This window comes from Streptomyces sp. NRRL B-1140 (assembly GCF_001280065.1).
Lineage (GTDB): Bacteria > Actinomycetota > Actinomycetes > Streptomycetales > Streptomycetaceae > Streptomyces.
On sequence record NZ_LGEA01000099.1, the window covers coordinates 94,874 to 120,299 of the forward strand.

Genomic DNA, 25,426 nt, shown 5'->3' on the forward strand with positions numbered 1-25,426 from the left:
GTTACCTAACTACCCTCTCGCCAGGCCCGCCACAGTCGTGCGTACCGGCCGCCCAGAGCCACCAGTTCCTCGTGCGTCCCCTGCTCCACGAGGCGTCCCGCGTCGAGCACGGCGATCCGGTCCGCCGCCATCGCCTGGGTCAGCCGGTGCGCCACGAACAGTGCGGTCCGCCCCGCGCACGCGGCCCGTACGGCCCGCTCCAGCTCGGCGGCGCCCTCACTGCCGGCCTCCGCCGTCGACTCGTCGAGCACCACCACCGGCGCCCTACCCAGCACCAGCCGCGCCAGGGCGATCTGGGCGACCTTGGTGACGTCCAGGCGCTCCCCGCCCTCACCGACCGGGGTGTTCAGCCCGTCGGACAGCGCGGCGACCCAGCCCTCGGCACCGACCGTGCGCAACGCGTCCATCAGCTCCGCGTCGCTCGCCCCGGGCGCGGACAACCGCAGGTCGTCGGCGAGCGGGCCGGAGAAGACGTGCGTCTCCTGCGTCAGGATGCTGACCAGGCCCCGCGCCCCGGCCTCGTCCAGGTCGGCCAGATCGGTCGTCCCGACACGCACCGACCCGGCCTGCGGCGTGCCGATCCCGGCGATCAGCGCGGCCAGGGTCGTCTTGCCCGCGCCTGTGGCGCCCACCAGCGCGAGGGACCCACCGGCCGGGATCCTCAGGTGCACGTCCCGCAACACCGGCTCCTCGGAGCCCGGGTAACGGAACGTCAGCCCCTCGACCGTCACCGGGTACGCCCCCGCACGGGCCTGCGTCACGGAGTCGTCGCCGACCAGCCGCTCCTCGGGCGACTCCCCCAGCACCCCGACCAGACGGGTCAGGCTCGCGCCCGACTTCTGCGCCTCGTCGAAGGTGAACATGATGGCGCCGAGCGGGGTGAACAGCCGGTGGAACAGCAGCGGAGCCGCCGACACCTCGCCCAGGGTGGCCGCGTCGGCCTCCAGCAGGGCGTACCCCACCACGAGGATCAGGACCAGACCGATGAACTCGGCGCGGTTCTCCCGGCCGACGAAACGGCCGAAGAACCGGAACACCTCGATGCCGAGCTCGCGCACCCGCCACGACTCGGTGGTGACCTTCTCGCGGAAGGCTCCCTCCAGGCGGTAGGCCCGGACCGTGTCGATGCCGTTCAGGCCGCTGATGAACGCCTGGGCCCGGTCGGCCTGGGCGACGCGCTGCCTCCGGTAGAGCGGGGCGGACCGGGGCAGATACCAGCGCAGCGCGAGCGCGTAGGCGGGCAGCGCGCCCGCGCCGGCCAGGCCGAGCCGCCAGTCGAGCCCGAACATGCCGAGGGTGGCGATGACGACCAGCACGCCCGCCGAGAACACCGTGGGGACGGCCGTGCGGATGCCCTTGGAGATGACGGCCACGTCGTCTCCGACCCGGGAGAGCACGTCACCCCGGCCGACCTGCTCGATGCGTGCGCTCGGCATGCCGAGCACCGCGCGGACGGCGCCTTCGCGCAGCCGGGCGAGCAGATCCGCGCCGAGCCGTCCGATGAGGTAGGTGGACACCGCGGTGGCCGCCGCGCCGAGCAGCGCGGCAGCCCCGATGAGCACCCCGATCGTGACCAGGACCGAACGGTCCTCGCCCCCGACGACCCCGTCGACCACCCGGCCGAGCAGGAGCACGGGGAGCACCTGGAGCGCCGCCCCCGCGACCGTGGTGAGCACGGTCGCGAGCGTCAGCCCGGGCATCGCGCGGCAGTGCTCCGCGACCCAGCGGGCGGCCTCGCGTCCGGTCGTCGTGCGCAGGGCCGCCGGGGCGACGCGCGTGTCGGTGGCGCTCACTTCCCTACTCGACCGACTTGACGAGCTCGCCGATCGCGTACGGCATGGACAGCAGGGTGCCCTGGGAGATGGCCGCACCGACCGCCGGTCCCTCGCTGTCGAGCAGGTAGGACACGTTGCCCTTCTTCACGGCGTCGAGGTTGGCGAACAGCTTGAACTTCTTGAGCGCTTCGGTGTCGGCCTTGTCGTTGATGACGAAGACGTGGTCGACGTCGACGAGGTCGATACGCTCGGGCGAGAGCGTGGTGTAGAAGTTGCCGCCCGCGACCTTGTCGATCCCGGTCTGGTACTTGTAGCCGATGCCCGTGACGAGCCGGCCACGCACGTCGGTGGAGGTGAAGGGTGCCACCGAGTTCTTGTACCAGGACAGTGCGACGGCGGTCTGCTTGCCGAGCTCGGGATGCGCCTTCTTGGCCGAGTCCAGTCGCCCCTGGATGTCGTCGACCATCTTCTGGCCCTCGTCCGCCTTGCCGAGCGCCTTGGCGATGTGCAGGGCGTTGTCCTGCCAGGGAGCGCTGAAGGGCTCCTTCTCGCCCTTGGTGCGGGCCACCGTCGGGGCGATCCTGGAGAGCTTGTCGTAGGCGGCCCGGTCGATCTCGGAGTACACCGCGACGATCAGGTCGGGGCGAAGGGCGGCGATCTTCTCGTAGTTGGGGCCGGAGTCGCCGTTCTCCATGACGACCTCGGGCTTGGTGTCGCCCCACTTGTCCTTCACCCAGGGCCACTGGGTGTTGATGTCGGGGCTCTTGCCGGGCGGGTTCGGATACTGGTCGACCATGCCGACGGGCTTGATTCCGAAGGCCAGGACGGTCTGGTCGTCGGTGTAGCCGACGGACACGACCCGCTGGGGCGCCTTCTCGACCGTCGTGGATCCGAACGCGTGCTCCACGGTGACCGGGAAGTCACCGCCGGCCGCGGCCTGAGTGCCCTCACCCTTGCTGCCGGAGGCATCCGACGAGTCGGAACCGCACCCCGCGAGGAGACTGACGCCGAGGGCGGCCGCGGACAGGACCGCTGCCAGCCGCCGCCATGGCTTTCCGGGCGTCGTTCGATGGAGGAGCATCCAAATCCCCTTGCTGTCGCGCCAGTTCGCTGCACCCTCGCCTAAGGGCAGCCAAACCTTACCGCGCCAGAGTGAGGTTAGCCTAGCCTTACTAGTTCTCCTGTGCCGGTGGGTGTCCCGGCCGCACATGGGCCCGTCCGATCGGCACGATGAGCGGCCGGTCGCCGACCGGGTCGTCGATGACCCGGGCACGCAACCCGAAGGCCTCCTGGAGCAGTTCGGCGGTGACGACGTCCCGCGGATGCCCCTGCGCCAGGATCGAGCCCTCCCGCATCACCACGAGATGGTCGCTGTAGCGCACGGCCAGATTGAGGTCGTGCAGCACCATGACGACGGTGCAGCCGGACTCGTGCAGATCGTCGACCAGGTCGAGGACGTCGAGGGCGTGCGCCAGGTCCAGATAGGTCGTCGGCTCGTCCAGCAACAGCAGATCGGTGCCCTGAGCCAGCGTCATCGAGATCCAGACGCGCTGGCGCTGGCCGCCCGACAGCGCGTCGACCGGACGGTCGGCGAGGTCGGACACGCCGGTCATGGCCAAAGCGCGTTCCACCACGTCGGCGTCGTCGGAGGACCACTGCCGCAGCCAGCTCTGGTGCGGGTGGCGTCCCCTGGCGACCAGGTCGGCCACGGTCAGCCCCTCCGGCGCGACCGGCGCCTGCGGCAGCAGCCCCAGCTTCTTCGCCACGTCCCGGGTCCGGAGCCTGCCGATGTCCTCGCCGTCCAGGACGACCGTCCCGCCGGCCGGCTTGAGCAGCCGCGACAGGGTGCGCAACAGGGTCGACTTCCCACAGCCGTTGGGGCCGATGATCGTGGTGATCACGCCGGGCGGTATCGCCACGTCGAGCTTGTCGATGACGACCCGGCCGCCGTAGCCGACCGTGACGCCTCGGGCTGCGAGCCGCGACGTGCCGACGGCCGTGGCTTCGGTGACGGACTGTACGACCACGGGTCGCCCCCCTTGCTCCGGTTCACTGACTCTTGTACATCTACCGCAGGTTCGCCCGCACCAGCAGAAAGACGAGGAAGGGCCCGCCGATCGCGGCGGTGACCACCCCGACCGGGAGCGAGACCGGCAGCGCCGTGCGGGCGACGAGGTCCGAGCCGGTCAGCAGCAACGCTCCCGTCAGGCCCGAAGCCACCATCGGCGGTGTGGGGCAGCGCGCCAGACGCATCGCCACCTGCGGTGCCACCAGCGCGACGAAGGGCACCGGGCCCGCCGCGCTCACCGCCACACCGGCCAGCAGCACCGCGCACAGCAGCAGGACCGCCCGCACCCTCGCGTACCGGACGCCCAGGCCCGCGGCGACCTCGTCGCCGAAGTGCATCGGCCTGAACTGGAAGGCGACGCAGGAGACGACGGCCAGGAGGACGATTCCGCACCCCAGGGCCGTCCGGACCTCGCCCCAGGAGCGGTCCTCCAGCGAGCCGACCAGCCACGCCTGGGCCCGGGCCACGTCCCTGATGTCGGCCGTGACCAGCAGCCAGGTCGTGATCGCCTCCATCACGGCGCTCACCGAGATGCCGATGAGGATGAGCCGGAAGCCGTCGACACCCCGCCGCCAGGCCAGGAAGTACACCAGCAGACCGGTGCCGAGACCGCCCGCGAGCGCCGCGGCCGGCAGACCGACGGAGCTGACGATCGCCGCGGCGGCCCCGCCCGACACCGTCACCAGGAACACCGCGACGGCACTGGCCCCCGAAGTGATCCCCAGGACGTCGGGGCTGGCCAGCGGATTGCGCGCGATGGACTGCGTGAGCGCCCCGGACACGCCGAGGGCGACGCCCACGACGAGCCCGGCCAGGGCGCGCGGCATTCGCAGGTCCATGATGACGAACTCGTCGACCTGTTCACCCCGCCCGAAGAGCGTGGCGATCACCTGCGGGAGGCCGATCGGGAAATCCCCGACGCCGATGGACACGCAGAACACCAGGAAGGTCGCCGCCGCCAGCAGCAGCGTGACGCACAGGAGCCAGGGCCGCCAGACGAACGACACCCGGCCGAGCCGTACGCCCGGCGGCAGGGACGGCTTCACTTCGGTCATGTTCATGCTTTCCTGAACTTTCCGCGCCACACGAGAACCGCGAAGAAGGGGGCGCCGAGCAGCGCCACGAGGACGCCGGCGTCCAACTCGCCCGGCCGCACCACCAGTCGGCCGACGATGTCACACAGCAGCAGCACGACGGCCCCGAGCAGACCGGCGAAGGGCACCAGCCAGCGGTAGTCCGGGCCGGTCAGGTACCGGGCCACATGGGCGACCATGAGGCCGAGGAAGGCGATGGGGCCGCACGCGGCCGTCGCCGCGCCCGCCAGCAGGGTGATGGCGGTGATGCCGGCGGTCCGGCTCAGCGCGATGTTCACACCCAGCCCCCGGGCCACGTCGTCGCCCAGGTTGAGCAGGTTGAGGGAGGGCAGCGTGGTCAGGGCCAGCACGAGACCGGCGCCGATGAACGCGGTCACCGGCCAGATGACGTCGAACCCGGCCCCGGCGAGGGAACCGGCGTTCCAGAACCGCAGGGCGTTCAGCGCCGCCTGGTCGGAGAGCGCGACGGCGGTGGTCATCGCCGCGAGGAACACCGTGACGCCCTGACCGGCCAGGGCGAGGGTCAGCGGGTTGCCGGCGCCGCGCCCGATGCTCGAGAGACCGAACACCACGACACCGGCGACGGCCGCCCCCGCGAAGGCGAACCAGACGTACTGGAGCGGGTCGCCGAGCCCGAACACGGTGATCGCCACCACGACCGCGAACGAGGCGCCGGAGTTCACGCCCAGCAGGCCGGTGTCGGCGATCGGGTTGCGGGTGAAGCCCTGGATCAGCGCCCCGCCGACGCCGAGGGCGATGCCGGCGACGATCCCGAGGACCGTGCGGGGCACCCGTACGGTCTCGACGATGAGTCTGATCTCCGTGAGCCGCCGGTCGGGGTCCGGGGCGCCGGACAACGCGTGCCACACCTCGGCGGGGCTCAACGCGCGTGCGCCGACGGCCAGCGACAGGACCACGGCGATCACGAGGACCGTCACCAGGGTGCCCAGACCCGCGACCCGTCGCCGGCGGGTCGCTGTCGCGCCCTTGGCCGGGGGGCGCTCCACTGCAGCAGTCGTGCCCATGTCGACGTACGTTATCCCTTGTGCGGTGGGCGAGTTGACCGGACGGCGCCTGCGACGCCCGAAGTGCTGCCGGGGGTCGGCACGATCGGCCAGGGCGGCGCTGGGGGCCGATCGGTGACGAGGAATCCCTAGCGGGCGTTGCTGCCCGTGCCGTCGGCCACCGTGCGCGTCCGGTCGGCGGCCGGCTCGGCGCCGCGGCCGAGGAGGGAGTCCAGGATCTCGCCCACCCGGACGGCGGTGTTGGAGAGCAGCGACGAGGTGATGCCGTGCGTGTGCTCCGTGCCGCCCTGCAGGTAGATGCCGCAGCGCAGAGCGGGGTCGGCCGCGATGCGCCAGTCGCGCTCGACGCGGACGCGGCCCTCGTCGTCGCGCAGGCAGCGGTCGGCGACCTCCCCGAGCAGGCTGGTGGGGTCGACGGAGCTGTAGCCGGTGGCGAAGACCACGACGTCCGCGTCCAGATCGGTCTCCTCACCGGTGACCAGGGACGTCACCGTGGCGCGGACGCTCGACGAGGTCTCCTTGACACCGGTGAGCCGGGACACGTTGAGGAACCGCAGCCGCTCGGCGCCGAGCACCTTCTCCTGGTACGACTGCCGGTAGAGGTCGTCGATGAGGTCGATGTCCACCACGGAGTAGTTGGTGTTGCCGTGGTAGTCCATCAGCCGGCGCTTGACGTCCTCGGGCGCGGCGAAGTACTCGTCGACGGCCTGCGGGTCGAAGATCCGGTTGGCGAAGCTGCTGTCGTCCGCCGGGCTGTAACCGTAGCGGGAGAAGACGGCACAGACCTCGGCACCGGGGAAGCGGCGGTGCAGGTAGGCGACGTTCTCGGCGGCACTCTGACCGGCGCCCACGACGACGAAGCGCGAGGGCGAGGTGCCCTCCAACTCATCTACCCTCGCCAGGAGTTCCGAGTTGTGCCAGACGCGGTCGCCGCGTTCCACACCCTCGGGCATGAGGGGGCGCAGGCCGGTGCCGATGACCAGGTTGCGGGCCCGGTGGACCTCGAGGCCGCCGCCCGACCGGACGGTCACTTCCAGGTGGTCCACGACGCCGTCCCGGGCCACGGGCGCGACGCCGACGACCTCGTGGCCGTAGGAGACCATGTCCCCGACCTGGGCCGCGGCCCATTCGAAGTAGTCGTGGAACTCGACGCGCAGCGGGAACAGGTTCTTGTGGTTGATGAAGTCGATCAGCCGGCCCTTGCTCTGCAGGTAGCAGAGGAAGCTGTACTCGCTGGCCGGGTTCCGCAGGGTCACCAGGTCCTTGAGGAAGGAGACCTGCATGGTGGCGTCCTCGATGAGCATGCCGCGATGCCAGCCGAAGCGGGGCTGCTGCTCGAAGAAGTGAGCGGTGATCGCCCCCTGCCCGCCGACGCGGGTGTTGTGCTCGCGGAGCGCGATCGCCATGGCCACGTTGGACGGCCCGAAGCCGATTCCGATCAGGTCGTGGACCGGTGATGCGTCATCGGGAAGAACCTGCGACATGTCACTCCCATCGTGCGGGGCAGCCGCGCGTGTCAGGTGTGAAAGGAAGGGGAGACGGGCATGCCGACGACGCGACACACCAACGAACTTAGGTGAGCCTAAGCTAAACAAATGGAGGTGTCGACAGGACAAAACGGACGTCACCCAAAGGCGCATCGCGTCAACTGGCGCCGCCTGCAGACCCGTTGCGGACTAAGGTAAGCCTTGCTTTACTTGCCTCGGCCAACACCCTGCGTCGAGGAGGAACCCCATGCGGGTCGTCATGTTCGGTTACCAGACCTGGGGGCACCGCACCCTGCAAGCCCTCCTGGAGTCCGAGCACGACGTGGTGCTGGTGGTGACCCACCCCAAGAGCGAGCACGCCTACGAGAAGATCTGGAGCGACTCGGTCGCCGACCTCGCCGAGGAGCACGGCGTCCCGGTCCTGATCCGCAACCGCCCCGACGACGAGGAGTTGTTCGAGCGCCTCAAGGACGCCGACCCGGACATCATCGTGGCCAACAACTGGCGTACCTGGATCCCCCCGCGCATCTTCGGCCTGCCGCGCCACGGCACGCTGAACGTGCACGACTCGCTGCTGCCGAAGTACGCCGGCTTCTCCCCGCTGATCTGGGCGCTCATCAACGGCGAGCCCGAAGTGGGCGTCACGGCGCACATGATGAACGACGAACTCGACGCCGGCGACATCGTCCGGCAGGAGGCGGTGCCGGTCGGCCCGGCGGACACCGCGACCGACCTGTTCCACAAGACCGTCGACCTCATCGCACCGGTCACCATCGGCGCGCTCGGTCTGATCGCCTCGGGGCAGACCGAGTTCACCGCGCAGGACCGCTCCCAGGCGTCGTTCTTCCACAAGCGTTCCGACGACGACAGCCGCATCGACTGGAGCTGGCCGGCGGAGGCCCTGGAGCGCCTGGTGCGCGCCCAGTCCGAGCCGTACCCCAGCGCCCACACCTTCCACCGGGGCAAGCGGCTCGACGTCCTGGCCGCGTTCGTCTCCGAGGGCCGCTACGGCGGCACGCCCGGCCGGATCTTCTACCGCGAGGGCGACGGCGTGGTGATCGTCGCCGGCGCCGACGCCCGCACGGGACGCAACCACGGCCTGGCCCTCACCCGCGTACGCACCGAGGACGGCCGGGAGCTGCCGGCGGCCGAGTACTTCACCTCCATGGGCGGCTACCTCACCGGCCGCCCCTGACCCACCGGCCCCGGCACCGCCCCAGGGCCGGCCGGCAGCGTCGCCGTACGGACCCGCCCCGCACGGCGGCGATTGTGGGAAGTACTGCCGTCGGGGTCGCCAAGTGCCCTAATTTTGAACCGTGTTCACAGAAAAGGCACAGCCGGACCACCGTCCACGCATGACGCCGCCCAGCGTGCTGGACCTCAGCGCGTACCTGATGTACGCGACGGGAAAGGCAGCCCGCCGCACCTTGTCGGAGAAACTCACGGCCAGGGGGCTGCGGTTGTGGCATCTGACCGTCCTGACCCTGGTCGCCGACCTCGGTCCGCAGCCCAAGGGCGTGCTGGCCGCCCGGCTGGACATGAACGCCAGCGACGTCGCGCGCATCGTGAAGGACCTGGCCGACGCCGGACAGGTCGAGTGCGTCCGCAGCCTCGCCGACCGCCGCCGCGTCGACGTCCGCGTCACCCCGCGAGGCAGAACGGCCCTCGACCATCTCAACGCCGACATCGCCTCCGCGGACGACGACCTGCTGGCTCCGCTGAGCGATGCCGAACGGGAGCACCTGGCCTCCCTGCTCCGGCGCGTGCACGCCCACCACGAGGAACAGGGCCCCGCCGCGGGGTTCCGGGAGGCGGCTCAGGCCCGCCAGCCGTAGCGGCGTTCGGGCCGGCCTGCGGCGCCGTAGCGCAGGGACACCTCCGCACTGCCGGTGCCGTGGAAGTACTCCAGGTAGCGGCGGGCGCTCACCCGGGACACGCCGGTGACGGCGGCGCACTCGGTGGCGGAGAGGGTGCCGTCCGCCTCGCGCAGGGCCCGCTCGACCAGTTCGGCGGTCTCCACGCTCATGCCCTTGGGCAGGGTGGGGGCCGGTGCCGGGCCGAACGCTCCGGCCAGGACACGGTCCACGTCCGCCTGGCCGCGGACCACCGTCGTGAGCAATCTCCCCCGCTGAGTGGCGTAACGCTCCAGGCGCAGGCGCAGGTCCTCGAAGTCGAAGGGTTTGAGGAGGTAGTCGACCACACCGCGGCGGACGGCGCCGCGTACCGTCTCGGCCTCCGCCGCCGCGCTGATGACCATGACGTCGCAGTCGTGCCCCGCGGTGCGCAGCCGGGGGATGACGTCGAGCCCGAACAGGTCGGGGAGGTACAGGTCGAGCAGGATGAGGTCGGGGCGCAGGGTCTCGACCGCCTCGATGGCCTGTCCTGCGCTGTGGGCCGTGCCGACGACGCGGAACGGCTCGACGCGTTCGACGAACGCGCGGTGGACCCTGGCCACCATGAAGTCGTCGTCGACCACGAGGACGTCGATCGCGTCCGCCTTGTCGCTCGCCTCGGTCATGGGGCCGCTCCTTCCGCCACCGCGCCGGTGAGGTGGCCGACGGTCATGCGTGCGGTGAACACGGCCCCTTCCGGCGTGTTGGACACCGAGATCTCTCCCCCGTGCCGCTCGCAGACCAGTTTGGTCAGGGCCAGTCCGATGCCGCGCTCGCCCTCGCGGGCGGCCTTGGTGGTGAAACCGTGGGAGAAGACCTCGCGGGCCAGTTCCGGGGCCACGCCCGGCCCCGAGTCGCGGACCACGATCTCCACGCTGGAGGCGTCCTGCCGCAGCGCCACCTCCACCCAGGCGTCGTCCCGGGCACCGGCGGCGTCGACGGCGTTGTCCACGAGGTTGCCGACCACCGTCGCCACATCGGCGGCGTCCTCGGGGGCCAGCCGCTCCAGCGCGGTGTCGTCCGAGATCCGCAGGCTGACCTTCCGTTCCGCCGCGAGCGAGGCCTTCGCCATCAGCAGCGCGGCGACCGCGGTGTCCCGGACGCGGCGGCTGAGGGTGACGTCCAGCGACTGACGGTGGCGGCTCAACGCGCGGATGTAGGCCACGACTTCGTCCTGCTCACCGATCTGGATCAGCCCGGAGATGGTGTGCAGCTGGTTGGCGAACTCGTGCGCCTGCGCCCGCAGCAGCTCGGAGGAGCTGCGGAAGGATCCGATCTCCCTTTCCAGCCGGGCCAGTTCGGTGCGGTCGCGCAGGGTGGTGACCGAGCCGAGGGGCCGGCCGTCCTTGGTGACGGTCATCCGGTTCATCACCAGGACCCGGCCGTGGCGGACGACGACCTCGTCGCGCTCGCCGGCGGCTGTGCCGGACAGCACGTCGCGCAGCCGCCCGTCGATGCCGAGGCCTTCGAGGCTCTGGCCGACGCAGTCCCCGGGCAGGTCGAGCAGGCGGCGGCCCATGTCGTTGACGAGGGTGAGCCGGTGCTGCGGGTCCAGGGCGATCACGCCCTCGGCGATCCCGTAGAGCATCGCCTCCCGGTGCTCGGCGAGCCCGGCGATCTCGCCCGGCTCCAGCCCCAGGGTCTGGCGCTTCACCCGCCGCGCGAGCAGCCAGGAACCGGCCACGCCCAGTCCGCTGGCGATGCCCAGATAGGCGAGCAGATAGGAGGAGGCACCGCTGAGCCGCTGCCACACCGTCGGATCGGCCTCACCGATCATCACTGTGCCGAGGATCCGGCCGAGGTTCTCCTCACTCGCCCCGAGGACGGGCACCTGGGCGGCGAGCTCGCGGTTGCCGTCCAGGGTCAGCTGCCCGGACCAGCCGCGCCCCCGGGCCGTGCCCGGCCCCAGCCGCATCCGGTCCCCGAGGACCGTGGGGTTCGTGGAGCTGACGATCCGCCCGGTCGCGTCGGCCACCGTCACCGAGGTCACCCCCGACTGCGCCTGGGTGGCGAGCACCAGCGGGGCGAGCGCCTCCCCCGGCGCCGGGCGCACCAGCTGGCTGCGCACCAGGGGGTTGGCGGCCAGCTGTTCGGCGAGCGCGCCCACCCGGCGCCCTTCGACACGGTTGAAGGTGGCCTGGGACTGGGCGAGGGAGACCGCGGCGACGGCCAGCAGCACCACCACGACGATGGCGAGCTGGAGCACCAGCATCTCGCCCGCGAGCGAGTGGCGACGAAAGGTGGCGACCACGACGAACTCAATCTGCGATGCCGCCGCGAGCGGGGCGGCTCATGTGCCGAGCCGCACCATCATGACGCCCACCAGCCGAAATCGAAAGAGAGCCGTCACCGCCCGCCCGGCTTGGGGCCGATGCCCCGCAGCTCCCTGATCGTCCCGCCGAGCTTCGCGCGGAACGACTCCAGCAGCGCCGGCTTCACACTGACCACCCAGCGCGTGCCGACGAGGTACTTGCCTCCGTAGACGCGCGCCTCCTCCAGCCAGGTCTCCTTGAACCTCTCCTCGGGGAAGGTGGTGATGAGGTAGTCGGCCTTCTCGGTGTGGCACAGGCCCTGGCGCAGTTCGTCGGCGTCGATGCGGATCTTCGCCTTGCAGCCGGTCAGCCCGGCGATCACCTCCACCTTGGCCGGTGCGACGACCCCGGCGGCGGGAGCGGCGGTCACACTCGGCGCGGCCTTGCCGCCACCCGCGCCCCCGGTGTCGTCACCGCCGCCGCAGGCGGCGGTGAGGGGGAGGACGACCAGGGCACCGGCCGCCGTGACGGTCCGCAGCCGGTCGGCACGGGAGAGGTTCCGGCGGGTGGATCGTACGGGCGCTTGCTGCTGGGACACGTCGCCTCTCCGGATACGGGCTGTCGGGCTCTGGTCGGAGCGTCTTCGGAGTGCTCGTGGAGGAGTACGCACAGGTCCGACCAGGCGTTCACGCCTACGCGGCCTCCCCCACCGCCTCCCCCACCGCCTCGCCGGCCGGTGCGCCGAACTGGGTGCGGTACAGCTCCGCGTAGCGCTTTCCGGCCGCCAGGAGTTCCTCGTGCGTGCCCCGTTCCAGGATCCGGCCCGCCTCGACGACCAGGATCTGGTCGGCCGCGCGGACGGTGGAGAGACGGTGGGCGATCACGACGGCCGTGCGGCCTTCGAGGGCTTCGGCGAGGGCTTCCTGGACGGCGGCCTCGGAGGTGTTGTCGAGGTGGGCCGTGGCCTCGTCGAGGATGACGACGCGCTGGCGGGCCAGCAGCAGCCGGGCGATGGTCATGCGCTGGCGTTCGCCGCCGGACAGGCGGTAGCCGCGCTCGCCGACGACCGTGTCGAGTCCGTCGGGCAGGGACCGGACGAGTTCGTCGAGGCGGGCCCGGCGCAGGGCGTCCCACAGGTCGCTCTCGGTGGCCTCGGGCCGGGCGAGCAGCAGGTTGGCGCGGACGGTGTCGTGGAAGAGGTGGCCGTCCTGGGTGACCATGCCCAGGGTCTGCCGCAGCGAACGCGCCGTGAGGTCGCGGACGTCGACGCCGCCGATGCGCACGGCCCCCTCGTCTGCGTCGTACAGGCGCGGCATCAGCTGCGCGATGGTCGACTTGCCCGCGCCGGAGGAGCCCACGAGCGCCACGGTCTGGCCGGCTTCGGCGCGGAAGGACAGGCCGTGCAGGACCTCGTCACCGCCTCGGCCGTCCAGGGAGGCGACCTCCTCCAGGGAGGCCAGGGAGACCTTGTCGGCGGCCGGGTAGCCGAAGCGGACCTGCTCGAACTCGACCGCCACGGGCCCGTCGGGCACCGGGCGCGCGTCCGGCTTCTCCTCGATGAGGGGCCGCAGGTCGAGCACCTCGAAGACCCGCTCGAAGCTGACCAGGGCGCTCATCACCTCGACGCGCGCCCCCGCGAGCGCCGTCAGCGGCGCGTACAACCGGGTCAGGAGCAGCGCGAGCGACACGACCGCGCCGGGTTCCAGGGCCCCTCGCAGGGCGAACCAGCCGCCGAGGCCGTAGACCAGGGCCAGGGCGAGGGCCGAGACGAGGGTGAGCGCGGTGATGAAGGCCGCCTGGGCGGTCGCGGTCCGGATCCCGATGTCGGCGACCCGGCGGGCTCGTTCGGCGAACTCCCGCGACTCCTCCTCGGGACGTCCGAAGAGCTTGACCAGGGTGGCGCCGGGGGCGGAGAACCGCTCGGTCATACGGGTTCCCATCGCTGCGTTCAGCGTCGCCGCCTCCCGCTGCATCCGGGCCATGCGGCTGCCCATGCGCCGGGCCGGGACCACGAACACCGGCAGCAGGACCAGCGCCAGCAGGGTGATCTGCCAGGACAGCGTGAGCATCACCACGAGGGTGAGCAGCAGCGTGACGAGGTTGCCGACCACTCCGGACAGGGTGGTGCTGAACGCACGCTGGGCGCCGATGACGTCGTTGTTGAGCCGGGAGACGAGGGCGCCCGTACGTGTGCGTGTGAAGAACGCGACCGGCATGCGCTGCACATGGTCGAAGACGGCCGTGCGCAGATCGAGGATGAGATGCTCACCGAGCGTCGCGGACAGTCTCCGGCCGAGGATGCCCAGGGCCGCCTCCGCCACCGCGATCACCGCGATGAGCAGGGCGAGGCGTACGACTCTGTCCTCGTCCCCGTGCGACACGATCGTGTCCACGACCCACCCGGCCAGGACGGGTGTCGCCACGGCCAGCAGGGCGGTACCCACGCCGAGCAGGACAAAAAGGGCGATGCGGCGCCGGTGCGGGCGGGCGAACACGCCGATGCGGCGCAGGGTGGCCAGGGCGAACGGACGGCGCTCCTGTTCGGCGTTCATGACGCTGTGCAACTGCGTCCACGCTGTGGTCTCCATACTCATGACGGAGACCGTAGAACCTCAAGCAATCTTGAGGTCAAGGAGCTCGCACCATTCCACGGCATCCCGCACAATCTCCCCCATCCCCCTCTTCCCCGTCCCCTTCACGCAAAGGCCCCGATGACGCTCCCCACCCAGCCGCTTCCCGCGCGCCATCCCCAGTCCCCGATCCCGCAACCCGCAGTTGGCACGGCCTGGACAGCCTCTGCGGACGTGACTGCGGTACAACTCCCCGAACTCCGGCCGGGCCGACTCCCCCGTCGCGTCCCGGTCCGCCGTCTGCGGCAGATCCTGTGCCTGCTCCCCCTCCTCCTCGTCACCGTGGTCGCGGTGCGGCACCGGTCGGTGCTGGCGGAGGGTTTCGCGCACCTGGGCACCGCCGAGTGGCCCTGGCTGCTGGCTGCCGTCGGTGCGACCTGCCTGACCTGGGTCGCGGCCTCCTGCACCCGGCAGGGGGCGGTCGTCGAACGACTGCCCCGACGACGGCTGCTGGCCACGCAGTTCGCGGCCGGAGCGGCCAACCACCTGCTGCCCACCGGGCTGGGCGCGAGCGCGGTCAACCTGCGGTTCATGACGGTCTGCGGACTGCCCCTCGCCCGCTCCTCGGCCGCCCTCGGCCTGTATCTGCTCGCCGAGAGCGCCGGCCGGGTCCTGCTGCTGGGGGCCCTGCTCGTCGCGTTCCCCGACGCGCTGCGGCTCGGCACGCTGGTGCCCGAGACGGCGTTCGGTCCGCTGCTGGCCGGCGCCGGGGTGGTGCTGGTGATCGCCGCGACCGTGCTCGTCCTCGTACGGCGGCTGCGCTCGGCGCTGGTGTCCTTCCTGCGGACGGCGCTCGGCGAAGCACGCTCGGTGCACGCCCGGCCCGCCCGCGTCCTGGCGTTGTGGGGCGGGTCCTTCGCCTTCCCGGCCCTGCAGGCATCGGTCCTGGTGCTGGTGGGGCGGGCGTTGGGGCTGGACATCCCGGCCGCGCACATGGCGGTGGCCTACCTGGCGGCGACGGTGGCCGTCGCGCTGGTGCCCACGCCGGGCGGGATCGGCTCGGTGGAGGCGGCGCTGGTCGTGGCACTGGTGGCGGCGGGCGGCCCGGCCGCGGTGGCCACCGCCGTGGTCCTGGCCTTCCGGGTCATCACCGTCTGGCTGCCGCTGGTGCCGGGCGCGCTCACGCTGGCGGCGCTGGTGCGGCTGAAAGTGATCTGACCAGGGCGCGACGGGACGTGACGGTGTGTCATGTGAAGGGACTCACCCTTCGCTCACCCCCGTCTCCGGTACGGAACCCCGTACGGGATACGGCAGGATGAACGATCGTGCCGACCGCTGGTCAGGGTGGTCGGGCACCTTCGGACATCCCGGAAAACGAGCAGGTGACGACGTGACGAGACTTCACATCCGGCCGCCGGTGGCGGCGTTCGCCGCGGTTCCCCGCCCCGGAGGTGACCGGTGAACCGGGCGCTCACCGTGGACGATCTGCTGTTCGCCGGCATCGCCCTCGGCTCGGGCCTGCTGGCGGCGTTCGCACTGCGCGTTCTGCTGCGCTGGCTGGGCCGGCACGCCGACCGCACTCGCTGGAGCGGCGACGACGTGATCGTGCACGCGCTGCGGGCCGTGGTGCCCTGGGCCGCGGTCGTCGGCGGCGTGGCGGGCGCGGCGGCGGTGCTGCCGCTGACCCGGACGGTTCAGCACACCACCAACCAGGTGCTCACCGTGCTGCTGATCTTCGTCGCGACGGTGTCGGTGGCCCGGGTGGTGACGGGGCTGGTGCGCACGGTCACCCAGTCCCGCTCCGGGGTCGCCGGATCGGCCACCATCTTCGTCAACATCACCCGGATCCTGGTCCTGGCGATCGGCTTCCTGGTGGTGCTGCAGACCCTGGGCATCTCCATAGCCCCGCTGCTCACCGCCCTCGGTGTCGGCGGTCTGGCGGTCGCACTGGCGTTGCAGGACACCCTCGCCAACCTCTTCGCGGGCATCCACATCCTCGCCTCCAAGACCGTCCAGCCCGGTGACTACATCCGGCTCAGCAGCGGTGAGGAGGGCTACGTCGAGGACATCAACTGGCGGCAGACGACGATCCGCAACCTGTCCAACAATCTCATCGTGCTCCCCAACGGCCAGCTCGCGCAGGCGAACATGACCAACTTCATGCGCCCCGAGGAGCAGCTGACCGTCCTCGTGCAGGTCGGGGTGGCCTACGACAGCGATCTGGAGCACGTGGAGCGCGTGACCAACGAGGTCATCGCCGAGACGATGACCGAGGTCGACGGCGCCGTGCCGGACCACGAGCCCATCATCAGGTTCCACACCTTCGGCGACTCCCGCATCGGCTTCACCGTCATCCTGGGCGTCGGCGAGTTCAGCGACCAGTACCGGATCAAGCACGAGTTCATCAAGCGCCTGCACAAGCGCTACCGCGCGGAGGGCATCCGCATCCCCGCCCCGGCGCGCACGGTGGCGCTCCAGCAGGGCGGGGCCGTCATCCCGCAGCAGCGGACCGGCGAGATCGAGGCGGGGGGGGTGCGCCGCGCCAGGGGAGGACCCGCTTCCACAACGAGCCCTCCGCAACCCCCGGGCGGGGGGCCTAAGAGAGGGGGGGCGGAGCGGTCCCCTCCCGCCTCGATCTCGCCGGTCCGCTGCTGCGGGACGCAGGAAGCCGGTCAGATCCTGCCCGGAGACCTCCGAGGCGACGGCGATGTAGTCCTCGGTGGAGGCGGTGGAGTCGCGGTACCGCTCCAGGAACGTGCGCTCCAGGGCCGTGAAGGCCTCCTCGCCGACCTGCTGCCGCAGCGCGTACAGCACGAGCACGCCGCCCACGTAGCGCTGGCTGTCGAACAGGTTGGCCGCGTTGGGCGCCGCCACCGGCCCGGAGTCGCGACGCCACTGGTCACCCAGGGCGTAGGTGTACTTCATGCGCGCCTCTAGCGTGGTCATGCCAAGCGAATCGGTCCATCCGCGCTCGTAGCGGTAGAGCAGGCCGTAGAAGTCGGCGTGGCCCTCGTTCAGCCACAGGTCGGCCCAGGTGGCGGGGCTGACGCTGTTGCCGAAGTAGGAGTGGACCAGCTCGTGCATCATGTGCGAGCCGATCTTGCTCTCCTCCTGGAGGAGGTAGTTCGGCTTGTAGAGCGTGAGGGTCTGGGTCTCCAGGCCCGTGAAGTCGAAGGCGTTCGAGGCGTCGTTGTTGCAGGGCAGCAGGCCGTACGTCTCGAAGGGGTACGCGCCGAGCCGCTGCTCGACCCACGACACCAGCGCGGGGGTGAGCGCCAGGGCCGGCTCCAGGGCGGCGGCCCGGGCGACGGGGACGACGTCGCGCAGCGGCAGGCCGTGCGGGCCCTGCCGGTCCTTGATCACATAGTCGCCGACGGTGATCTGCACCACCTCGGTGGCGATCGGCGAGCGGGAGCGGTACGTGTACGCGGTCCGGCCGCCGGACAGCTGCTCGGTGCACATCAGCCGGCCGCTGGCGACGCCCCGCAGCCCGTCGGGGACGGTGAGGCGGAAGGTGAAGTCGGCCTTGTCGGAGGGGTGGTCGTTGCAGGGGAAGACGGTGTGCGCCACGTCCGGCTGGCAGCACACCGCGAACCCGTCCGGGGTGGCCACCCAGCCGCCGGCGGGCGGCGGGGTCCGGCGGGGATCGGCGCCGTAGGCCACCACCACCTTGACCCGGGCCTTCGCCGCGAGCGGACGGGCGGGGGTGATCCGCAGCTTGTCGGCCACCTGCTCGAAAGCGGCGGTACGGCCGCCGACGCGGACGGAGCGTATGTCCAGGCCGCGCGCGTCCAGGGAGAAGCGGCTCAGGGCCTGGGTGGTGCGGATGGTCAGGGCCGCGGTGGCCTCGACGAGCTTGGTCGTGGCGTCGTAGGCGAAGTCGAGGTGGTAGGCGGAGACCCGGTATCCGTCGTTGCCGAGGGCGGGGTAGACGGGGTCACCGAGGGTCTCGGCGCCCGGGGTGGCTCCGGTGCCGGGGGCCGCCTGGGCCGGGATCCCCGTGGTCAGTGCCGCCGCCGTGCCGAGAAGGGCGGCCGCGGGGGCCGTCACTCTGGTGCGATATCTCATGGTCAGCCTTCGCTCATACGGCCGGGTGGTCAGATCCGGCCGTGGCTTGGAGTGAGTGATCTCTCTCCAGGACTCGGGAGCGGGGCGATCGGTTGCACGAAACCGGTCGCGGACCCCTGTCGAGACGAGGTCGCTCACGAGATATCTTGATGTCGAGCAATGTTGCAGACGTGGAGCGGAGCACCCGGTGACTGACTCGACCATCATCTATACGCACACTGACGAGGCCCCCGCCCTGGCGACGTATTCCTTCCTGCCGGTGGTCCGGGCGTACGCCTCGCAGGCGGGTGTCGCGGTGGAGACCCGCGACATCTCGCTGGCCGGGCGCATCATCGCCGTGTTCCCGGAGTACCTCACCGAGGACCAGCGCATCCCGGACGCCCTCGCGGAGCTCGGCGAGCTGGCCAAGACGCCCGCCGCCAACATCATCAAGCTGCCGAACATCTCGGCGTCCATCCCCCAGCTCAAGGCGGCCGTCGCCGAGCTGCAGGGCCAGGGCTACGCGCTGCCGGACTACCCGGACGACCCGAAGACCGACGAGGAGCGCGAGATCCGCGCCCGCTACGACAAGGTCAAGGGCTCCGCCGTGAACCCGGTCCTGCGTGAGGGCAACTCCGACCGGCGCGCCCCCGCCTCGGTCAAGAACTACGCCAAGTCCCACCCGCACCGCATGGGCGCCTGGACCCCCGAGTCCAAGACCAACGTGGCGACCATGGGCCAGAACGACTTCCGCTCCACCGAGAAGTCCGTCGTGATCGCCGAGGACGGCGCGCTGCGCATCGAGCTCGTCGGCGACGACGGCACCACCACGGTGCTGCGCGAGTCCGTCCCCGTCCTCGCCGGTGAGGTCGTCGACGCCTCCGTGATGCGCGTCGCCGCCCTGCGCGAGTTCCTGACCGCGCAGGTCGCCAGGGCCAAGGCCGAAGGTGTGCTGTTCTCGGTGCACCTGAAGGCGACGATGATGAAGGTCTCCGACCCGATCGTCTTCGGCCACGTGGTGCGCGCCTTCTTCCCGAAGACGTTCGCGCGGTTCGGCGACAAGCTCGCCGCGGCCGGCCTCACCCCGAACGACGGCCTGGGCGGCATCTGGAAGGGCCTGGACGCCCTGCCGGAGGGCGCCGAGATCAAGGCCTCCTTCGACGCCGAGCTCGCCGAGGGCCCGGAGCTGGCGATGGTCGACTCCGACAAGGGCATCACCAACCTGCACGTGCCGTCCGACGTCATCATCGACGCCTCCATGCCGGCCATGATCCGCACCTCCGGCCACATGTGGGGCCCGGACGGGCAGGAGCACGACGCCCTCGCGGTCATCCCGGACTCCTCCTACGCAGGCGTCTACCAGGCCGTGATCGAGGACTGCCGGGCCAACGGCGCCTTCGACCCGTCCACCATGGGCACGGTGCCGAACGTCGGTCTCATGGCGCAGAAGGCCGAGGAGTACGGCAGCCACGACAAGACCTTCGAGATCGCCACCACGGGCACGGTGCGCCTGGTCGACGCGGGCGGCACCGCCGTCATCGAGCAGACGGTCTCGGCCGGTGACATCTTCCGCGCCTGCCAGACCAAGGACGCGCCGATCAAGGACTGGGTGAAGCTGGCCGTCACCCGCGCCCGCGCCACCGGCGACCCGGCGGTGTTCTGGCTGGACGAGACCCGCGCGCACGACGCCAACCTGATCGCCAAGGTCAACACCTACCTCGCCGAGCACGACACCGAGGGCCTGGACATCCGGATCCTCAACCCGGTCGAGGCCACGAAGCTGTCGGTGGAGCGCATTCGCCGCGGCGAGAACACGATCTCGGTCACCGGCAACGTCCTGCGCGACTACCTGACCGACCTGTTCCCGATCCTGGAGCTGGGCACCAGCGCCAAGATGCTGTCGGTCGTGCCGCTGATGGCGGGCGGCGGCCTGTTCGAGACGGGTGCGGGCGGCTCGGCGCCGAAGCACGTGCAGCAGCTCGTCAAGGAGAACTACCTGCGCTGGGACTCCCTCGGTGAGTTCTTCGCCCTGGTGCCGTCCTTCGAGCAGCTCGCGAAGGTGGCGGGCAACAGCCGCGCCCAGGTCCTGGCCGACACGCTCGACCGCGCCACGGCGACCTTCCTCGAGGAGGACAAGTCCCCGACCCGCCGCGTCGGCGGCATCGACAACCGCGGCAGCCACTTCTACCTGTCCCTGTACTGGGCGCAGGAGCTGGCCCGGCAGACCGACGACGCGGACCTGGCGAAGGCCTTCTCGCCGCTCGCCGAGACGCTCGCCGCGAACGAGCAGCGAATCGTCGACGAGCTGGTCGGCGCTCAGGGCAAGCCGGTCGACATCGGCGGCTACTACCAGCCCGACCCGGCGAAGGCCGAAGCGGCCATGCGCCCGTCCACCACGTGGAACGAGGCCCTGGCGTCCCTGAGCTGACGCCCCGGGCCCGACGGCCCACCCCCTCCGCCCCGGCCGGCGCCACGCCCGGCCGGGGCGGAGCCGTGTGCGGCCCCTGTCCCGGTCTCGTATGGCACGTTGGTTCCTTCGGACACACCATGGGAACCAAGCCCCCGGAGCCGCCTCATGACCGACGCGTCGCACTCCTTCGAGCTGCTGCCCGGGGACGGGCAGTCGCCCGTGATCCTCCATGTGCCGCACGCCGCGCGGGAGATACCGGACGCCGTGCGGGCGGGGATCATGCTCGGCGACGAGGAACTGGCGCGGGAGCTGGACCTCATCACGGACGCGCACACGGACCGGATCGCCGAGGTGGCGGCCGGACTGGCGGGCGTCACACCCTGGCGGTTCGTCAACCGGCTGTCGCGGCTGGTCGTCGATCCGGAGCGGTTCCCGGACGAGCGGGAGGAGATGCTCGCCGTGGGGATGGGCGCGGTGTACACGCGGACCACGCACGGCGGGGTGCTGCGGGCCGAGGCCGTCGATGCCGGGCCGCTCGTGGAACGGTACTTCCTGCCCTACGCGCGGGCGATGACCGAGGCCGTGGCGGACCGGCTGGAGACGACCGGGCGCGCCGTGATCATCGACGTGCACTCGTACCCGAGCCGGAGGCTGCCCTACGAACTGCACGGGGAGGGGCCCCGCCCACCGGTCTGCCTCGGTACCGACTCCTTCCACACGCCCCCCGCGCTGCTGGACGCGGCCCGGGAGGCGTTCGGGGAGACCCGGCTCGACACCCCGTTCGGCGGGACGTACGTCCCTCTGGAGTTCCACGGGAAGCGGCCCGAGGTGAGCGCCCTCATGGTGGAGATCCGGCGGGACAGTTACATGACGGAGCCGGGCGGCCCCGCCGGTCCCGGGCTGGGGCGGCTCGGCGGGGCGCTGGCCGGGCTGGTGGACGCCGCGTCCCGCTGAACCGCCCGCGCGGGCAAGCCGCCTTTCTGCGTGGTGCGTCGAGGCTGGGGGCCACCGGCTCGTGCGCACCGGATGCGGCCCACCAGCGCGTGCGCCGCCATCCGCTCGTGCACTCCGACGTCCGGCCGGGGCCGGGGGCGCACGCTCCCTGGACGCGCTGCCGTCCGGCGCTCCGTCGAGGGCCGCGGGGCGGACGCGGGGCGCACCGGCCGGGGCGCCGTGGATCCATCCCCGGGGTGAGGAGCGTTCAGCGGCGGTCGCCACCGGGCATCGTGCAGAGGAACGGCCGCAAATGGTGTTACGCCGTTCGAGTGTTCACATCTACGCTTGATTGCTCTCGCGGTTGCACGTCCGTATCGATCGGCGCACGAGGTGCCTACGGCCGGACTACGCTCGCGGCGTGACACCGGGGGATGGGGGGAGCAGGTGGACAGGTCCCGACGCGACCGTGGCCGGCGGCGGAGGCTGCCGGCTGTTCCGGCCGTTCTGCTCGGAGCGCTGGGCGCACTGGCTCTGGGGACGTCGATCGGCCTGGCGGCGGACCCGACACGTCTCGTCGGCACCACCGGGTACGTGGTCGCCACCGGCCTTCTGCTGGCCGTCGGGCTTTACGGCAGCACGTACGGCATCGATCTCGCCGATCTGCGTCGTGACCTGCGGGGCGTGGTGGCGGCCGTCACGCTGGGAGTCGTTCTCAAGGCGGCGATGATCTCGGCCGTGATGGTCTGGGCCTTCGACCGGCCGGAGTACCTGGTCCTCGGCATCGTCGTCGCGCAGATCGACCCGCTGTCGGTGACCGCGCTCAGCAAGGACGGGCACATGTCACGGCGTGCCCGCTCGCTGCTCACCGCGTGGGCCTCGTTCGACGACCCGATGACGGTGCTGCTGACCCTGTACGTCGCCGGGTACGCCTACACGGCCGCCGGGCACACGGGCGCGCCCTCGGTGGTGGGCGGCGGGGCCCGGGGATACGCCCTCGGGCTGGCGCTGAACGCGCTGTTGACGGCCGGCGCCCTTCTGGCGTGGTGGGCGGGCGGCAGGCTGTGGCCGGCCCGGCGGGCCGGGCGGCCCGCGCGCCCCCGGCGCCCGGCGACGGTGCTCGCCGCCCTCCTGGTCGTGGTCATGCTGGTGCTCGCCGCCGCGAACATGCTCATGCTGGCCGTGGCGGTGGCCGGACTGTTCCTGCGGACGGAGCCGTTCGCCCGCCCTCTGACGCGGGCGGTGACCAGTGCCTTCCTGCTCGCCACGGTCCTGCTGGGCCTGTTCGTCGCCCAAGGGGTGTCGATCACGCCGGGGCTGCTGCTGGGAGGTTCGGCGTTCCTCGCGCAGGCCGTGGTGGCCATGCTGCTGATGCCGCTCTTCGTCCGCGGCCTGTCCGGGAGGGACCGGATCCTGCTGGGAATCGGACAGCAGAACGGGCTCACGGCCGTGCTGCTCGCCCTCACCCTGGAACGCGACTTCCCCAAGACGGTCGGCATCGTCGCCCCGGCCGTGGTGACGGTGAATCTGCTGCACTACGGGGCGCGGATCGCGTTCGGCTGCTGGTCGCGTCACCGGGCCGGAAAGCGTCGGCAACCCGCGGCCGGGCAGAAGCGTCTCCCCCGGCATCCGGCGCCCGGTGACGGCACACCGGGCGGGGCACCGGCCGCGGCCGACGGACTGCGGTCCTCCGCATAGCCGAAGGATGTGCGGCGTCCCGAACGGGTCGCGGCCAGGGGAACGGGGAGGCCGGATGGGTGAGCGGGAAGGGAGCGGCGGGGGGTGTCCCCGCCGCGGCGGACGCGTCCGCGGCCTTCTGAGCCGCCCCGGCGTCCTGCGCCCGCTCCGCGGCCGCACCCTTCACGACGGCTCGCAACCGCCCCCCGCCCCGGGCCGGAAGCGTGCGTCGCACTGGAAGTCCGTCCTGCTCGGCGCCCTGCTGCTCCTGTCCGCCACCGCCGCTCAGGCCGTCGCCGACACCGGCAGGAGTGATGTCCGTCTGGTGTACTGCCTGGCCGACGAGCACCGGGACGAGCTCCGGGACGCCGCGCTACAACTGGAGGTGGTGCGGCGCCCCTTGACACCGGCCGCCGGTGTGGACGCCGTCCGGGTGCCCGGCCCCGAAGGCGGCGTGATGTCGCTCGACGACTGGGCCGACAAGCACCGGGGCGACTTCGAGCGGGTCTGCGAGGCGGTTCTGGCCGCGGCGGGGGATCCCCCGGGGGCGTCCGCGGACCAGGGCGGCTCCGGCGGACTGGGTGGTTTCCTCGACGGGGTGTACCTGCTGGCGGCCGGCGCGGCCCTGACGCTGGTCGGACAGACGACGGAACGGATCTCGGCCGAGCGGCGCACGCGCGACCGGCAACTGGCGGCGGCCGTGCAGGAATTCCGGAGGATCGCATGGCTGTATCTCACGGCGTACGAACAGGATCCCGAGACGGACCACGCCGAGGCGTTACGGGCCCGGGAGGCGCTCTCCGGTCTCCTCGCCCAGGTGCCCGGCCCGGCCCCCCGCCGCGAGGCGGCCCGGCGGCTGGCCGATTCCCTCCCCCTGACGAACAGACTGCCGGGCAGCAGGGACGGGCAACCTCTGCTGCCGCGCCAGAGAAAGAGCGAGGCGGACGCCGTGCGCACGACCCTGGACCTGCAGACCCGCGAGGTGGCGGATCTGCGACGCCCGGCGCCCCTGTGGTGGCTGCCCGGAGCACGCGGCAGCGACCGTCCCACCAGCGCCGGAGGACCGCACGCATGATCAGCTCCGACTGGGCCAACCCCTACGGAGTGCGCAAACCGTACGGAACGAACGGCGCGTACCACGGTGACCACGGCGGCAAGGGCCGAGCGGCGCTCAGCGCCGACCATCCCCTCGTGCCGTGGAAGCAGCCGGACCACCTGCACCAGTGGGTCGACGTGGATCACTCACGCGAGGAACTGGACCGCTTCAGCACCGGTTGGCCCCCGCTCGGTGAACTCCTCGACGGGAGCTCGGGGCACGGCCGCGTGGTGGTCGTCAGCGGACCCCCCGGCATGGGCAAGACCAGTCTCATCCACCGGTGCATCCACGAGGTGAAACAGCAGGTAGCAGCGGCGGCGGCCTGGGCGGGCGACCCGCTCGCCGTCTGCGTGCCGACCGCGGGCCTGGCGAACGACGGCCGTCGCATCAGCGTCGACCCGGACGGGGCGTTCGCTCCGACCAGTCTGATCAACGCCCGCATACGCCGGGAGATCGCGAAGAGTCTGCGGTTCCACGACTTTCCCGAATCCCGTGTGCAGTCGATCGTCGCGGAAGAGGATCCGTTCCAGGCCTACAGCGACATGAGCGAACTGCTGGTGCAGCACAACGCACTGCTCCTGGCGGTGATCCCGCACATACGGTGGAACGACGCCGATCTGCGGGCGAGGTTCCTGAGCACCTGCCTGAGCAATGCGCACACCCGGATCGTACTGTTCGTCGAAGTGAGCCACGGTGCGGCGGAGACGGCGAGGGAAGTGGCCGCCACGCTGAGCGACTCGGCGGCGGTCACCCACCTCGCGCTGCGTGAACTGAACTCCGAGGACATCTGGCGGTTCAGCCACAGTGCCCGGGCGTCGGACGACGGCGCGATGGGCCTGGTCGAGCCGGACAGGAGCTCGTTGATGGCGGCACACTCCGAGTGGCGACCGTCCGACGTGCGCGAACTGCGGACCGTGTTCCACTCGGCGGCGGACGCGCTGCGCAGCGCGCCGCACCCCTGGCCGATCGACGCCGACGCGCTCAGACCCCACTGGGAGCGGCGGCGAGCCGGCCGCGACGCCCTGCTCCGTGCTCCCGTCCCGCCCCGCTCCGGCGGCTGACGCCCACCCCCGACCGCGCCCTCACAGGACCCGCAAGGA

The 25,426-nt window shown here is 71.6% G+C and carries 18 protein-coding genes and 2 pseudogenes; 9 read left to right on the plus strand and 11 right to left on the minus strand.

The annotated features are described in order from the left end of the window. Window positions 1–5: 5 nt before the first annotated feature. The 6 genes from ADK65_RS19260 to ADK65_RS19285 all read right to left on the minus strand — a co-directional run bounded on the left by ADK65_RS19260 (window position 6) and on the right by ADK65_RS19285 (window position 7,446). Complete coding sequence (locus ADK65_RS19260; RefSeq protein WP_053671543.1) at window positions 6–1,793, minus strand: ABC transporter ATP-binding protein; 1,788 nt, start codon at window positions 1,791–1,793, stop codon at window positions 6–8. A 4-nt stretch (window positions 1,794–1,797) separates the two neighbouring features. Then, the gene (locus tag ADK65_RS19265; protein WP_053671544.1) at window positions 1,798–2,856 is read right to left on the minus strand and encodes an iron-siderophore ABC transporter substrate-binding protein; all 1,059 of its coding nucleotides are present in this window, start codon (window positions 2,854–2,856) and stop codon (window positions 1,798–1,800) included. A 91-nt stretch (window positions 2,857–2,947) separates the two neighbouring features. After that, a complete protein-coding gene (locus ADK65_RS19270; protein WP_053671545.1) occupies window positions 2,948–3,802 on the minus strand; it encodes an ABC transporter ATP-binding protein in 855 nt (284 codons plus the stop codon). Between the two features lie 40 nt (window positions 3,803–3,842). Beyond that, the gene (locus ADK65_RS19275; RefSeq protein WP_053671546.1) at window positions 3,843–4,904 is read right to left on the minus strand and encodes a FecCD family ABC transporter permease; all 1,062 of its coding nucleotides are present in this window, start codon (window positions 4,902–4,904) and stop codon (window positions 3,843–3,845) included. Beyond that, window positions 4,901–5,962 carry a FecCD family ABC transporter permease gene (locus ADK65_RS19280; RefSeq protein ID WP_053671547.1) on the minus strand — a complete coding sequence of 354 codons (1,062 nt, stop codon included), beginning with the start codon at window positions 5,960–5,962 and terminating at the stop codon, window positions 4,901–4,903. The genes ADK65_RS19275 and ADK65_RS19280 overlap by 4 nt, the downstream gene beginning before the upstream one ends. Before the next feature lie 128 nt (window positions 5,963–6,090). Beyond that, window positions 6,091–7,446, minus strand: a complete 1,356-nt coding sequence (locus ADK65_RS19285; RefSeq protein WP_053671548.1) for a lysine N(6)-hydroxylase/L-ornithine N(5)-oxygenase family protein — start codon at window positions 7,444–7,446, stop codon at window positions 6,091–6,093. A gap of 250 nt (window positions 7,447–7,696) precedes the next feature. Between ADK65_RS19285 and ADK65_RS19290 the strand changes: the two genes are divergently transcribed. Together ADK65_RS19290 and ADK65_RS19295 are read left to right on the plus strand one after the other, a co-directional pair. Beyond that, window positions 7,697–8,644 carry a methionyl-tRNA formyltransferase gene (locus ADK65_RS19290; RefSeq protein ID WP_053671549.1) on the plus strand — a complete coding sequence of 316 codons (948 nt, stop codon included), beginning with the start codon at window positions 7,697–7,699 and terminating at the stop codon, window positions 8,642–8,644. Window positions 8,645–8,804: 160 nt separating this feature from the next. Next, complete coding sequence (locus ADK65_RS19295) at window positions 8,805–9,284, plus strand: MarR family winged helix-turn-helix transcriptional regulator (protein WP_053671550.1); 480 nt, start codon at window positions 8,805–8,807, stop codon at window positions 9,282–9,284. Here ADK65_RS19295 and ADK65_RS19300 read toward each other — a convergent pair. The 4 genes from ADK65_RS19300 to ADK65_RS19315 form a co-directional block, all read right to left on the minus strand. Continuing rightward, window positions 9,266–9,967 carry a response regulator gene (locus ADK65_RS19300; RefSeq protein WP_053671551.1) on the minus strand — a complete coding sequence of 234 codons (702 nt, stop codon included), beginning with the start codon at window positions 9,965–9,967 and terminating at the stop codon, window positions 9,266–9,268. The genes ADK65_RS19295 and ADK65_RS19300 overlap by 19 nt on opposite strands. Then, window positions 9,964–11,592, minus strand: a complete 1,629-nt coding sequence (locus ADK65_RS19305) for a sensor histidine kinase (RefSeq protein ID WP_107092331.1) — start codon at window positions 11,590–11,592, stop codon at window positions 9,964–9,966. The genes ADK65_RS19300 and ADK65_RS19305 overlap by 4 nt, the downstream gene beginning before the upstream one ends. A 95-nt stretch (window positions 11,593–11,687) precedes the next feature. Further along, window positions 11,688–12,191: a hypothetical protein gene (locus tag ADK65_RS19310; protein WP_078956053.1), complete on the minus strand. Its 504-nt coding sequence runs from the start codon at window positions 12,189–12,191 to the stop codon at window positions 11,688–11,690. Window positions 12,192–12,285: 94 nt separating this feature from the next. After that, entirely contained in the window at window positions 12,286–14,181 is a 1,896-nt protein-coding gene (locus tag ADK65_RS19315; protein WP_107092332.1) for an ABC transporter ATP-binding protein, read from the minus strand. A gap of 216 nt (window positions 14,182–14,397) precedes the next feature. Here ADK65_RS19315 and ADK65_RS19320 point away from each other — a divergent pair, with 216 nt between their 5' ends. Continuing rightward, a complete protein-coding gene (locus tag ADK65_RS19320; RefSeq protein ID WP_420709052.1) occupies window positions 14,398–15,381 on the plus strand; it encodes a lysylphosphatidylglycerol synthase transmembrane domain-containing protein in 984 nt (327 codons plus the stop codon). 240 nt (window positions 15,382–15,621) lie between these two features. Beyond that, window positions 15,622–16,680 (plus strand): annotated as a pseudogene (locus ADK65_RS19325) (mechanosensitive ion channel family protein); the annotation flags it as partial. A gap of 141 nt (window positions 16,681–16,821) precedes the next feature. Here the strand turns inward: ADK65_RS19325 and ADK65_RS37255 are convergent. Next, window positions 16,822–18,231: pseudogene (locus ADK65_RS37255) on the minus strand (M1 family metallopeptidase); the annotation flags it as partial. A 187-nt stretch (window positions 18,232–18,418) separates the two neighbouring features. Between ADK65_RS37255 and ADK65_RS19340 the strand changes: the two are divergent. The 5 genes from ADK65_RS19340 (at window position 18,419) to ADK65_RS19360 (ending at window position 25,387) form a co-directional block, all read left to right on the plus strand. After that, complete coding sequence (locus tag ADK65_RS19340) at window positions 18,419–20,638, plus strand: NADP-dependent isocitrate dehydrogenase (RefSeq protein ID WP_053671555.1); 2,220 nt, start codon at window positions 18,419–18,421, stop codon at window positions 20,636–20,638. A gap of 147 nt (window positions 20,639–20,785) precedes the next feature. After that, complete coding sequence (locus ADK65_RS19345) at window positions 20,786–21,574, plus strand: N-formylglutamate amidohydrolase (RefSeq protein ID WP_053671556.1); 789 nt, start codon at window positions 20,786–20,788, stop codon at window positions 21,572–21,574. Between the two features lie 426 nt (window positions 21,575–22,000). Then, window positions 22,001–23,251 (plus strand): cation:proton antiporter, encoded by a 1,251-nt coding sequence (locus tag ADK65_RS19350; RefSeq protein WP_053671557.1) that lies wholly within the window; start codon window positions 22,001–22,003, stop codon window positions 23,249–23,251. 55 nt (window positions 23,252–23,306) lie between these two features. Then, window positions 23,307–24,305 (plus strand): hypothetical protein, encoded by a 999-nt coding sequence (locus ADK65_RS19355; protein WP_053671558.1) that lies wholly within the window; start codon window positions 23,307–23,309, stop codon window positions 24,303–24,305. After that, entirely contained in the window at window positions 24,302–25,387 is a 1,086-nt protein-coding gene (locus tag ADK65_RS19360; protein WP_053671559.1) for an ATP-binding protein, read from the plus strand. The genes ADK65_RS19355 and ADK65_RS19360 overlap by 4 nt, the downstream gene beginning before the upstream one ends. Window positions 25,388–25,426 lie beyond the last annotated feature (39 nt).